14 protein-coding genes are annotated in these 11,888 nt (G+C 75.2%); 4 read left to right on the top strand and 10 right to left on the bottom strand.

All coding sequences use genetic code 11. The features are described 5' to 3' along the window. Positions 1-89: 89 nt before the first annotated feature. Together ACIBJE_RS11060 and ACIBJE_RS11055 are read right to left on the bottom strand one after the other, a co-directional pair. Entirely contained in the window at positions 90-527 is a 438-nt protein-coding gene (locus ACIBJE_RS11060) for an ATP-binding protein (RefSeq protein ID WP_396746338.1), read from the bottom strand. Further along, entirely contained in the window at positions 524-880 is a 357-nt protein-coding gene (locus tag ACIBJE_RS11055; RefSeq protein ID WP_357137343.1) for an STAS domain-containing protein, read from the bottom strand. Before ACIBJE_RS11055 ends, ACIBJE_RS11060 begins: the two co-directional genes overlap by 4 nt. Positions 881-1,022: 142 nt before the next feature. Between ACIBJE_RS11055 and ACIBJE_RS11050 the strand changes: the two genes are divergently transcribed. The 3 genes from ACIBJE_RS11050 (at position 1,023) to ACIBJE_RS11040 (ending at position 4,352) form a co-directional block, all read left to right on the top strand. Continuing rightward, on the top strand, positions 1,023-3,371 hold the full coding sequence (locus tag ACIBJE_RS11050) for a DEAD/DEAH box helicase (RefSeq protein WP_396746335.1): 2,349 nt from the start codon (positions 1,023-1,025) through the stop codon (positions 3,369-3,371). A 59-nt stretch (positions 3,372-3,430) separates the two neighbouring features. Then, positions 3,431-3,634, top strand: a complete 204-nt coding sequence (locus ACIBJE_RS11045; RefSeq protein ID WP_396746332.1) for a hypothetical protein — start codon at positions 3,431-3,433, stop codon at positions 3,632-3,634. A 139-nt stretch (positions 3,635-3,773) separates the two neighbouring features. Further along, positions 3,774-4,352: a hypothetical protein gene (locus ACIBJE_RS11040; RefSeq protein WP_088981044.1), complete on the top strand. Its 579-nt coding sequence runs from the start codon at positions 3,774-3,776 to the stop codon at positions 4,350-4,352. A gap of 163 nt (positions 4,353-4,515) precedes the next feature. Here the strand turns inward: ACIBJE_RS11040 and ACIBJE_RS11035 are convergent, their stop codons facing one another. The 7 genes from ACIBJE_RS11035 to ssd all read right to left on the bottom strand — a co-directional run bounded on the left by ACIBJE_RS11035 (position 4,516) and on the right by ssd (position 9,992). Continuing rightward, positions 4,516-4,917 carry an Rv3654c family TadE-like protein gene (locus ACIBJE_RS11035; RefSeq protein ID WP_396746704.1) on the bottom strand — a complete coding sequence of 134 codons (402 nt, stop codon included), beginning with the start codon at positions 4,915-4,917 and terminating at the stop codon, positions 4,516-4,518. Between the two features lie 39 nt (positions 4,918-4,956). Beyond that, positions 4,957-5,439: a TadE family type IV pilus minor pilin gene (locus ACIBJE_RS11030; protein WP_396746328.1), complete on the bottom strand. Its 483-nt coding sequence runs from the start codon at positions 5,437-5,439 to the stop codon at positions 4,957-4,959. Beyond that, entirely contained in the window at positions 5,436-5,609 is a 174-nt protein-coding gene (locus ACIBJE_RS11025; protein ID WP_396746325.1) for a DUF4244 domain-containing protein, read from the bottom strand. Before ACIBJE_RS11025 ends, ACIBJE_RS11030 begins: the two co-directional genes overlap by 4 nt. Before the next feature lie 18 nt (positions 5,610-5,627). Next, a complete protein-coding gene (locus tag ACIBJE_RS11020; protein WP_396746701.1) occupies positions 5,628-6,269 on the bottom strand; it encodes a type II secretion system F family protein in 642 nt (213 codons plus the stop codon). Between the two features lie 284 nt (positions 6,270-6,553). Continuing rightward, complete coding sequence (locus tag ACIBJE_RS11015) at positions 6,554-7,690, bottom strand: type II secretion system F family protein (RefSeq protein ID WP_396746322.1); 1,137 nt, start codon at positions 7,688-7,690, stop codon at positions 6,554-6,556. Further along, the gene (locus ACIBJE_RS11010; RefSeq protein WP_396746319.1) at positions 7,663-8,898 is read right to left on the bottom strand and encodes a TadA family conjugal transfer-associated ATPase; all 1,236 of its coding nucleotides are present in this window, start codon (positions 8,896-8,898) and stop codon (positions 7,663-7,665) included. The genes ACIBJE_RS11015 and ACIBJE_RS11010 overlap by 28 nt, the downstream gene beginning before the upstream one ends. Then, positions 8,895-9,992, bottom strand: coding sequence for a septum site-determining protein Ssd (gene ssd, locus ACIBJE_RS11005; RefSeq protein ID WP_396746317.1), 1,098 nt, complete (start codon positions 9,990-9,992; stop codon positions 8,895-8,897). Before ssd ends, ACIBJE_RS11010 begins: the two co-directional genes overlap by 4 nt. Positions 9,993-10,289: 297 nt before the next feature. Here ssd and ACIBJE_RS11000 point away from each other — a divergent pair, with 297 nt between their 5' ends. Next, on the top strand, positions 10,290-10,946 hold the full coding sequence (locus ACIBJE_RS11000; RefSeq protein ID WP_396746314.1) for a hypothetical protein: 657 nt from the start codon (positions 10,290-10,292) through the stop codon (positions 10,944-10,946). A gap of 67 nt (positions 10,947-11,013) precedes the next feature. Here the strand turns inward: ACIBJE_RS11000 and ACIBJE_RS10995 are convergent, their stop codons facing one another. Further along, positions 11,014-11,847: an alpha/beta fold hydrolase gene (locus ACIBJE_RS10995; RefSeq protein WP_396746311.1), complete on the bottom strand. Its 834-nt coding sequence runs from the start codon at positions 11,845-11,847 to the stop codon at positions 11,014-11,016. Positions 11,848-11,888: the final 41 nt, after the last annotated feature.

The raw sequence follows: 11,888 nt of genomic DNA, 5'->3' as shown, positions 1-11,888 counted from the left end.
TCAATCGGCCTACCGCAGGCGGTGCCGCCCGGATGCCGGGCGGTGCCCGCACGAGCGGGGCGGTGCCGCCGACGGGGAGCCGGGCGGTGTCAGCGGCCCACCGGCCAGACCATCCGGACCTCGGTGCCGACGCCCTCGTCGACCGGCCGCACCTGGAGGTCCTCGACAAAGCCGGCGAGCAGGGCGAAGCCCACACCGGTGGTCAGCGCCTCGTCGGTCAGCGACTCGTTCGCCAACTGGTCGGCGTCCAACGCGGCCAGCCCGAGGCCGGCCTCGATCGGGGCCCGGTCGACCACCCGCACCGCGTACGCCCCGCCGTCCGACATCTCCACCAGCACCGGGGCGGGGATGTCGTACTGCCGGTGCAGCGCGACGGCCCGGGTGCACGCCTCACCGATGGCGAGCCGTACCTCGTCCAGCAGGTCCTCGCGTACCCCGGCCCGTCGGGCGACCGCCACCCCCACCAGGCGGGCGGTGCGGACGTGGACCGGCGCGGGCGAGAAGGAGAGCCGGACCGTCGCCATCACGCCCCCGGGGCGGACGGGTCGGCGGCGATCGCCGCGGCGACCGTCGGGTGGAGCGGGAAGACCTGGTCCAACGCGGTGATCCGGAAGATCTTGAGCAGCGGCTCCTTGTCGCAGACCAGGGCGAAGCTGCCACCGACCGACCGGAGCCGCTTCAGCGCGCCGACCAGCACCCCGAGCCCGGTGGAGTCGAGGAAGTCGACCCGACCCAGGTCGACCACGACCCTGCGGGCACCACCGTCGATCAGCTCGATGAGCCGTTCACGCAGGCGGGGGGCGGTGTAGACGTCGACCTCACCGCCGACCTCGAGCACCGTGTGCTCGCCCTCGCCGTGGGTCGCCAGCGACAGCTCCATCGGTCCTCCCTCGCAAGAGCCGCAAACTCTCCTGGGCATCTAACCATCTCCGCCGCCGCGCCGAGCAGGTCACCGGTGGCGGGCACCTCCTTACCCCGGGCCCGGGTGGTCGAAAGCCGGTCCCCGGTGCGAGAGTGCCAGGGTGACCACCGCCGCCACCGTGTCGACCGGCTCCGGCCCCGGGCGTTCCCCGGCCGAGCTGCTGCGCCGGTTGCGCGCCCGGAGCGTCGCCGACCCGGTCACCCACGTCGAACGGGTGCCGTCCCGACCCGGGGTACCGGTGCCGTGGCCGGAGTGGGCCACGCCGGAACTGCGCGCGGCGTTCGAGCGGCGCGGTGTGGTCGCGCCGTGGCGGCACCAGGCCGAGGCGGCGAGCCTGGCGTACGACGGTCAGCACGTGGTGGTCGCCACCGGCACCGCGTCCGGCAAGTCCCTGGCCTACCAGCTTCCCGCGCTGGCCACCCTGCTGGCCGACCCCCGGGCCACCGTGCTCTACCTCGCGCCGACCAAGGCGCTCGCCGCCGACCAGTTCCGGGCCGTCGCCGAACTCGAACTGGAGGGGGTACGCCCCGCCTGCTACGACGGGGACACCCCGCGTGCCGAGCGGGAGTGGATCCGCCGGCACTCCCGGTTCGTACTGACCAACCCGGACATGCTGCACCACGGGGTCCTCCCCGGGCACGCGCACTGGTCCGGCTTCCTGCGCCGGCTGACGTACGTCATCGTCGACGAGTGCCACACCTACCGGGGCGTCTTCGGCTCGCACGTCGCCCACGTGCTGCGCCGGCTACGGCGGCAGTGTGCCCGGTTCCGGGCCACGCCGACGTTCGTGCTGGCCTCGGCCACCTCCGGTGACCCGGCGACGGCGGCCGGACGGCTCACCGGACTGCCGGTGGCCGCGGTCACCGAGGACACCTCGCCGCGCGGCGGGGTGACCTTCGCCCTCTGGGAGCCGCCGCTGCTGCCCGCCACCGCCGACGACGCGCCGCAGGACCTGACGCCGACCCGCCGGTCGGCCCTGCGCGAGACGGCGGACCTGCTCGCCGACACGGTCGCCGAGGGGGTACGCACCCTCGCCTTCGTCCGGTCGCGTCGGGGTGCCGAGGTGGTGGCGAGCACCGCCCGCCGCGCCCTCGACGAGGCGGTGCCGGGGCTCGGCGCGCGGGTGGCCGCATACCGGGCCGGCTACCTGCGCGAGGAGCGGCGTGAGCTGGAACGGGCACTGCTCGACGGCGACCTGCTCGGGCTCGCCTCGACCAACGCGCTGGAACTCGGCGTGGACCTGGTCGGCCTGGACGCGGTGCTGATCTGCGGGTACCCGGGCACCCGGGCCTCGCTCTGGCAGCAGGCCGGACGGGCGGGGCGCTCCGGGGGTGAGGCGCTGGCCGTGCTGGTGGCCCGGGACGACCCGCTCGACACCTATCTGGTGCACCACCCGGAGGCGCTGTTCGGGGCACCGGTCGAGGCGACCGTGCTCGATCCGGCCAACCCGTACGTGCTCGCCCCGCAGCTGGCCTGCGCGGCGGCCGAGGCCCCGCTGACCCCCGACGACCTGGAGCTCTTCGGCGACGGGGCGAAGGAGGCGGTGGACGCGCTGGTCGCGGCGGAGGCGCTGCGGCAGCGGCCGACCGGCTGGTACTGGCGGCACCGGGAGCGACCCCAGGTGGACCTGCGCGGCGAGGGTGGTGCCCCGGTCTGCGTGGTGGAATCGGCGACCGGGCGGCTGCTCGGCACCGTCGACGGCGGCTCGTCGCACTTCCTGGTCCACCCCGGCGCGGTCTACCTGCACCAGGGCGTCTCGTACGTGGTGGACGACCTGGACCTGGCCGACGGCTGCGCGCTGGTGCACGCCGAAGAGCCGGACTGGTCGACCCACGCCCGGGACGTCACCTCGCTGTCGGTGGTGTCGGTCCGCTCGTCCGTGGACGCCGGTCCGGTCCGGCTGTTCCTCGGCGAAGTGGACGTGACCAGCCAGGTCGTCTCGTACCAGCGGCGGCGGCTCTCCTCCGGCGAGGTGATCGACACCCGCCCGCTGGACCTGCCGGCCCGGGAGCTGCGGACGGTCGCGGTCTGGTTCACCGTCACGCCGGAGGCGCTGGCCGGGGCGGGGGTGGAGCCGGCCGACGTGCCGGGCGGGCTGCACGCCGCCGAGCACGCCGCGATCGGTCTGCTGCCGCTGGTGGCGACCTGCGACCGGTGGGACATCGGCGGCCTCTCCACCGCGCTGCACCCGGACACCGAGGCCCCCACGGTCTTCGTCTACGACGGCCATCCCGGCGGGGCGGGATTCGCCGAGCGGGCATACGGGACGGCGGCGGCGTGGCTGCGGGCGACCCGGGACGCGATCGTCGAGTGCGGTTGCGAGACCGGGTGCCCGTCCTGCGTGCAGTCCCCCAAGTGCGGCAACGGCAACAATCCGCTCGGCCGGACGGACGCCGTGCGGGTCCTCGACGTGGTGCTGGCCAACCTGCCCGACGGAACGCAGGCATAGACCGCCCCCGTTCGGGGCATCTGGCCTGGGAGCGCTTCCATGCCCCCCGAGGAGGAGTCGTGGCCGACACCATCAGCGAGACCGTCGACCTGCTCTATGCGGTCGACCAGGAGAACCTGACCCGCGACCAGCAGATCGCCCTCGGCGCGGCGCTGGCCCAACTCGCCCAGGCCGAACGGCTGGAGCAGATCAACGAACGCCTGCGCGCCATCCACCAGGTCCTCAACAGCTGGGCCCTCCGCGCCACCACCGACTCCCGCTGACCGCTTCCCCCGCCGCCACCCGCCCTGGCGCACCGACCGTGAAGTGCACGCCGCCCGGTGCGTCGCAGACCTGGTGATCAACTGTGCCGGCGGGTGGAAGGTGTGCGAGAGTCGGGCGCATCGGACGGAAGGAACCTTCATGCAGCTCAACCAGCTCCAGGCCCAGCAGCGGTTCCACATTCGGCAACGTCTGCGGTTCATGGTCAACCAGTACGAGGTCCACGCGGTCGCGCCGGACGGCTCGGAAGGCGGGCTGCTCGCCTTCGCGCAGCAGAAGCGGCTCGCCTTCAAGGAGCAGGTGACCATCTACACCGACGACAGCAAGCAGCAGCCCCTACTCGGCTTCAAGGCCCGGCAGCGGCTCGACGTCGGGGCCACGTACGACGTCACCGACCACCTCGGCAACCCGATCGGGCTGTTCCGCAAGGACTTCGCCCAGTCGCTGCTGCGCTCCACCTGGCACGTCGAGCAGCCCGGCCTGCCCCCGACGACCGGCCAGGAACGCAGCATGCCGGTGGCCCTGCTGCGACGCTTCGTCGAGTCGCTCTCCTGGCTGCCCTACCACTTCGACTTCACCGCCGGTGGCCAGCCGGTCTTCTCCGTGGTCAAGCAGTGGGGGCTGCGCGACCGGTACACCGTCGAGGTGGCGCACCCGCAGATCGACCGCCGTCTCGTGATCGCGATGGCCATCGGTTTGGACGCCCTCCAGGGCCGCTGAGGCCGGCCCGGACCGGGACGGCGAGGGTCCCCTCCGCGCGGGCCGGTTGGTCCTCCGTCGCGGCCGTGCCGGCCCAGGCGCGTACCGGGTTGGCCCTCCGTCGCGGCCGTGCCAGCTTAGGCGCGTACCGGGTTGGTCGTGCTCCGTCCGCGGCCGTCCCGACTCAGCCGCGTACCGGGCCGGCTCGGGAGGTGACGGTGGCCTTCCGGTGCAGCCCGGGAAGCGGTGCGACCGTCACCTCCGCCGTGACCTGGACGTCCAGCCCGTCCAGGTGACACTTGGCCAATCGGGCACCGTTGGCGGCGGCGAGTTCGGCGGCCCGGCGGCAGGCGGTCTCCGCGCCCCGGAAGCTGATGCCCGCCCCGGCCAGGGCCGCGAAGTCGGCTGCCACCCGTGCCTGCTGCCGGGCCGTACGGGCTGCGCCCACCGCCGCGCCGAACAGCCCGACGAGCAGAAGGACCAGTCCCACCGCGAGCAGCAGGATGCTCGCCCCACCCCGGTCCCCCGCCGGGCACCGGTGCCGCCCGATGCACGGACCGGCCGTCCGGATCTCCTCGTTCCTCATGATGAGCAACCGCTCGCTCCTCTCGACGACGCGGGACCGTCACGACGCGGGGAACGGGGTTCCGGGCTCGACGGCGGCCACGGCTGTTGCCGCCACGGTGATCCGGGGCAGGTTCGCGCCGAGCGTCCGCACCGGGGCTCGTACCGTCACGGTCACCCGGTCCTGGTCGACCTCGATCGAGATGTCGGCCCCGGCCGGGGCGACCCGGTCACCGGCTGTCCTCCCGCTCTCGCCCCGGGAGGCGGCGAGTGCCGCCTCCCGGGCCGCGTCCAGACAGGTGGCCTTCGTGGTCGCCGCGCTGACCACGGTCAGCCCGGCCAGGAGCAGCAGCATCAGCGCCGGCAGGCCGGCCGCCAGTTCAGCCGTGAAGGAACCCCGGTCGTCACCGGCCGCCCCCTCGGCGACGACGGCTCCCTGGCCGCCATCGGCCGCCGCCTCGGCGACGGATCCCCCGGTGGCAGCGGTCGGCGACGTGGCGACGTGTGGGGCACGGGCACGGCCGGCCCGCCGGCGCCCGGTCACTTCAGGGCCCGGTCGATCACCGCAGTCAACGCCGACTGCACGTTACCGCTGGTCAGCACCTTCAACAGGATGCCGGCGAAGGCGACGGCGGCGAGGGTGCCGACGGCGTACTCGGCGGTGTTCATCCCGGCGTCCCCGCGCAGGCGGGCCATCAGTTTGCGCACGTGCATGTCCTTTCTCGACGGTTGTCAGAGCACGTCGCCGAGGACGGCGACGATCACCGGCACCAGGCCGGCGAGAATGAAGGCCGGCAGGAAGCAGAGCCCCAGCGGCAGCACGATCAGCACACCCGCCCGACGGGCCGACGCCTCGGCGGCCACCGCCCGGTCGGTCCGCAGGTCGTCGGCGAGACGGCCCAGTGCCCCGGCCAGCGCCGCGCCGCTCTGCGCCGACCGGACCGCAGCGGTCACCAGCCGGTCCGCCCCGGTAACCGGGGCCAGGTGGGCCCACGCCTCCTCCGGCGTTCCGCCCAGCAGAAGAGTGCGCCCGACCCGGCCGAGCCGGTCGGCAAGCGGCCCACCGAGCGCCTCCGCCACGGCCATCACCGCCCGATCCACGGGTGCACCGGCCCGCATCGCCGCCGCGAGGAGGTCGGCGGCGAGCGGCAGGTCGGCGACCTCCGCGAGCCGTCGGTTGCGGACAGCCGGCGGCTCGATCCTCCGGAGCAGCCGATCGAGGATCACTGCGGCCAGTGCTCCCCCCACCGCTCCGGCCCAGCCGCCGACGACCACGGCGACCGCGACGCCGGCCAGACCGGCGGTGAGCCGGATGACATCCGGTCGCCGTCGGTAGGTCGCCTCCGCCTCCGGACCCGACGGGCGTTCCCGCAGGCCGGACCGGCGATGGGGGCGCGGGTGTGCCACGGCGACGACCAGCGCCGCGACGAGCAGGAGACCGGCGGCGGTGAGCTGGGCGGTGCCGGCACCGGCCGGACCGGCGGCGGCCACGGGGCCGGGAGCGAGAACGGTGGAGCCGCCGACGGGGGTGGGACCTTCCGTCGGGACAGTGGCACCACTGGTTGGCGCGGAGGCGCCGTCGGCCAGGAGGACGTGACCGTCGGCCCGGGCCGTGACCAGGATCGAGGCGGCCGACCGGTGGCTACCCGGGGCGCGCATCAGACCGCCCCACCGGGGGTGGCACCCAGCCGCTCGGCCCAGAGCAGGCCAACAACCTGGAGCACGGTGGCCGCGACCGCACAGCCGGCCCCGACCGGAGTGTGCAGCAGTACCCGGACCGGATCGACGCCGATGCCGTACCCGAGGGCGATGCCGCCGAGCGGCAACGCGGCGAGCAGCCAGGCGGTGGCCCGGGCCCCGGCGGCCTGGGCGGCCGCAGCGGCCAGGCCACGGTCCATCGCCCGCGTGTCGGCCTCGACCCGCTCCACCAGTTCGGCCAACGGCGCACCCGTCCGGTCGGCCAGGCGGGTCGCCGCGCGGGTCAGCCGGTCGATCCGATCGGGGCCGACCGGCCCGGCGGCATCGGCGGTGGAGAGCTGCCGCTGGTCGGCGGGGTCGGTGCCGCCCGGGACGGCGGGATCGCCGGCGGCGGTGGCCGGGACCGACGGGCCAGCCGCCGGCAGGGCGTGCTCGTCGGTGAGGGTGGTCGGAACCGGCAGACCGGCCCGTAGGTCGGCGGCGAGCGCACCGAGCTGGTCCAGCCGGTGGCGCCGGAGTCGTTCCGCCGACCGGATCGCACGACGCCGGAGCAGGGCCCGCACGCCGAGAGCGGCGTACGCGGCAGCCACCACGGCGGCCGCCGGCCCGGCGAGCAGCCCACCGCCGGCCGCCCCGGCACCGGCCGCCAGGAAGACGCCCCGCCTCCGCAACGTCGCCCAGCGGCCGGTGAAGCCCTGACCAGCGTCGTCGACCTGCCAGGCCGCTCCGGCGACCGCTCCCGGTGGGGAGTTCGGACCGCTCCCGGCGCGCCCACCGGCTGGAATGGTGGCCGGCCCACCGGGAACGCCGGCCGGGCGGGACGGGTCCCGGCGGTTGGGTGGCCCCGCCGGGGTCCGCCGGCCGGTGGCCCGCAACGGGCCGGGCCGCCGGGTCCCTGGGACGTGGATGGCGTGCTCCGAGTCAGCCGTCGTGTCCCCGTCGACCGGCGGGGTGACGTGTCGCCCGGACCGGAACAGCGCCCGGTACCGGGACCGGCCTGCGCCCGTCGGCCAGCCGATGACGGCGGCAGCCGCGAGCACCAGCAGCACCACGGGCCAGGCCGCGGCGCTCACGGCGTCCCCGACGAGCCGGGCCACGGTTCGGCCAGGATCGGCGGCACCGGCACACCGCGCTGCTGGAGCAGTACACCGAGGGTGCGGGCGGCCCGCCCGGGACCACGTCCGCGCACCCAGGCGGGCACGACCGTGACCAGGCGGTCCGGCCCGTCGGGCAGGAGCAGCGAGACCGACTCCAGCACCCGGCCGCTACGCCCCCGCCGCATCTGGAGCAGCACCTGGAGGGCGGCGGTCACCTGGGCGTGCAGGGCCGCACGGGGCAACCCGCCGAGCAGACCGAGCGCCTCCAGCCGGGCCGGTACGTCCGACGGGGCGTTGGCGTGCAGCGTTCCGGCCCCACCGTCGTGACCGGTGTTCAGGGCGGCGAGCAGGTCGACCACCTCACCACCCCGGCACTCCCCGACCACGAGCCGGTCCGGTCGCATCCGCAGCGCCTGCCGCACCAGGTCGGCGAGACCCACCGCGCCCGAGCCCTCCACGTTGGAGGTGCGTGCCTGCAACCCGATGACGTGCGGATGCACCGGACGCAGTTCGGCGGCATCCTCGACCAGCACGATCCGTTCGGTGGTCGGCACCAGCCCGAGCAACGTGTTGAGCAGGGTGGTCTTGCCGGAGCCGGTGCCCCCGGTGACCAGGTACGCCAGCCGGGCCGCCACGACGGCGGCGAGCAGTGGGGCCACCGGCCGGGACACCGTGCCGTGGTCCACCAGTTCGTCGAGGGTGAACGGACGCTGCCGGAAGGTCCGCAGCGACAGGTAGGGCCCGCTGGTCGCCACCGGGGGCAGGACGGCGTGCAGCCGGGTGCCGTCGGCGAGCCGGGCGTCCGCGAACGGGGACCCGTCGTCGAGCCGCCGGCCCGCGCCGGCTGCGAGGCGCTGCGCCAACCGGCGTACGTCGTCCACGGTGCCGACCGGGACCGCCACCTGCCGCAGGCCGTCGCCCCGGTCGATCCACACCCGGGTGCCATTGACGAGAACGTCGGTGACCTGGGGATCCGCCAGCAACGGCCCGAGTGGCCCGGCACCGACGAGGTCGTCGTGCACGCGGTCGGCCATCCGCAGCACCACGGTGTCACCGAGGACGGCGGCGGCGGGCTCGGCGCGCACTGCGGAGACCACCGTGGCGGGAGTGACCGGAGTGGCCTCGGCGGCGAAGCGCTGGCGTACCCGGGCGGAGAGCTCGCCGACGACGGTGGCCGGACGGTCCGGCAGACGGGGGTGGTCGGTCATGCCGCGCCTTCCACGGGCTGACCGGTCAGGTCGGCGACGATGCGCTGGCAGAGGGCGGCGAGCGGGCCACGGCCGGTCGCCGCCGGGGCCTCGCCCCGCTCCAGGCCCCGGGAGATGCCCGGCTCGGGTCGCAGCGTGCCGGCGAGCGGCAGGCCGAGTGCCCGGGCCACCTCGGCGGCCTTCAGCCGCCCTGGCGCGGGGCCACGGACGATCACCGCCAGGTCGGTGCAGTGCGGCGCGGCGGCGACGACCACCTGGGCCGCTGCGGCGGTGGCCCGCAGCTCGGCGGGGACCACCAGGAACACCCGGTCGGCGGCCTGCAGGGCGAGCACGGCGGCGTCGTCGAGCTGGCGGGGCAGGTCGACCACGACCATGTCCCGGCCCCGGCGGGCGGCGTCGAGCGTGGCGGCCATCGCCGGTGCCGGCAGCGGCAGCGGATCGCCCCGATCCCCGGAGAGGACCACCAGGTCACCCCGGCTGGGCAGGGCCTGGACCAGGGCGGGCGGGTCGACCCGACCGTCGGCGTCGGTGAGCGCCGGCCAGCGCAGACCTTCCAGCTGCTCCCAGCCGAGCACCAGGTCCAGGCCGCCGCCGAGCGGGTCGGCGTCGACGAGGAGGGTCCGGAGCCGGGCGCGGGCGGCGGTGACCGCCAGACCACCAGCGAGGACACTCGCGCCCGCCCCGCCCCGACCGCCGAGTACGGCGACCACCCGGGCGGCGGTGTCCTGCTGCGGCGCACACTCGGCGAACCGGTCGACGAGCCAGGGTTCCGCCGTGGGCAGGGTCGCGACGTGCTCCGCGCCGATCAGCTCGGCGACCTCCCAACCGGGGTCGGCCGCACCGGTGCGGCCGACCAGCACCAGCCGGGCCCGACGTGGCAACCGGGCCCGCAGGCAGGGTTGCGCCTGGTCACCCCCGACGAGCACCAACGGCGCCGGCGACCACCGGGACCGGGCCGCCGCCGGGTCGGCTGCCACCTCCACCTCCGTACCGCCGGCTGCGGCGAGCCGAAGGAGGTCGTCGAGGAGGTCGACGTCCGCAGTGACGACCAGCGGGAGTCGTCGGTGCGGCCGGACATCGGTACGGGGTGGCATCGCGGCCTCCAGCAGTCAGGCTCGGGGGTGCTACCGAGAGACTGCGCCGACGGGTGCTCCTCCCGCCGGCCTGACCGCCGTACCTGTGGACAACCGGAGCGCTTGTGGACAACGCCCGTTCCCCCAGTCGATCTGTTATGGGGACGACTACCGAATCGTCTGTCCGCGCAGCCCCCGGCCGTGATCACGATTGGCTGCGACAAAGGGGCCATTGACGCATGCAAAGATCACGTCTGGATAATCGTGGACCCGTGCCGCCCTTTCCGGGGGCTGCACCCGAGCGGAGATCGGCCCCTCATGACTCGTGCGGCAGGATCCGGACCACAGGAGACCGGCGGGCGGCGGTTCCGCTCGTCCTGGTGGGCGTACTCGCTGGTCGCGGCGATGGTGGGAGCGGTGACCGTCACGGTGGTCTGGGCGCTCGGCACCGCCACCGACCCCGTACCCCGGCCGGTGGCCGACCCGTCGGTGCCGGCGATCCCGCTGCCCACCTTCGTCGGCACGACACCGAGGCCGGCGGCGGACCCGGCACGGGCCACCACGACCGCCTCCGCGACCGCCTCCCCGACCTCCGCCTCCCCGTCACCGGGCACCCCGACGCCGTCCCGTGACCGGAGCGTCACCGCGAGCCGGCCCGGCCCGGCCCCGACCCGTTCCGCCACACCGGACGTCGTGGAACTGGCCCCACTTGCCGCCGAGGAGGAACGTGGCCTCCGCTCGGTCGACGGCGGAGCGGACACCACCGTCGAGTTCGTCAACCGGCGGACCGGACAGGTGACCGTCTACTGGCTGAACCACTGGGGGTACCGGGTGCGCGTCGAGCGGCTGTCACCGGGCGAGTCCCACCGGCGGGACACGCAGGTCGGTCACCCCTGGGTGGTGACCGACGGCGACGGCCGGGCGTTGGCCGTCTACCAGCCGGTCGCCGCGCCGGCCCGCGCCGTCGTCCGGTAGCGGGACGGGCGGTTACGCACCCGGCCCGCTCCCCCGTCACCGTGGACGGCCCGGGTCGGCGGGTTCCTCACCCCTCGGCCAGGACCTCACGCAGCCGGACGGCGAACCGCTCCGGTTCGCCGACGAAGCCGATGTGGTCGCCGGGGAACATGGTGGGTGCCACGCCCAGCCCTGCGGCGAGCGCCCGCGAGGTCCGGTCGCAGAGCTGACCGGTGGACTCCTCGCCGATGCCGACCACGATCCGGGGCGCGCCGGCGCGCAGGGCCGCCAGGTCGGGCTGCCAGCGGGTGGTGGGGATCAGCATGTGCGCGTACTGGAAGTGCTCGTCCGCCACCGTCTGCGGGTCGCGTTCCCCGGCGAACATCGCCTCGGTCACCTCCTCGGGCATCTGGATGTTCGCCACGGCCAGGAACTGCCGCCACGCGCCCACCGGGTCACCGGCCAGGTACGTGGCGACCATCTCCTCGGTACGGGCCCGCAGCTCCTCCCGGTCGTCGAGCAGCTCGTCGAGGGGAGGTTCGTGCGCGACGACGGTGTGCACCTGTCCGGAATGGGCCTGCGCGAGCGCCAGCGCGCTGACCGCGCCGCCGCTGGAGCCGAGGACCGCCGCCGGCCCGGCGTCGAGGTGGGCCAGCAGCCGGGACAGGTCGTCGGCGCGCATCTCGGGGGTCGAGTCCCGGTCGGGGTCGTCGACCGGGCTGCGGTGGATGCCCCGGGGGTCGGTGGTGAGCACGGTGTGGTCGACGGCGAGCAGGTCGGCCAGCGGCGCGAACGACGTGGCGTCCATCGGCGCGCCGACCAGCACCACCAGCGGGCCCCGGCCACGCACCTCGTAGTGCAGGGTGGCGTCGGGAAGGCGCAGGGTTCCGACGGTGGGTGAGGCGGTCGCGGTGCGGTTCATCAGGTCCTCCGGTCGCACGGGCTCGTTCGGTCGGTCGAAGG

The sequence above is a fragment of the Micromonospora sp. NPDC050187 genome (assembly GCF_044459745.1).
Classification (GTDB): domain Bacteria; phylum Actinomycetota; class Actinomycetes; order Mycobacteriales; family Micromonosporaceae; genus Micromonospora.
The sequence above is the reverse complement of the archived record's forward strand: the minus strand, read 5'-3'. Positions and strand labels throughout refer to the sequence as shown.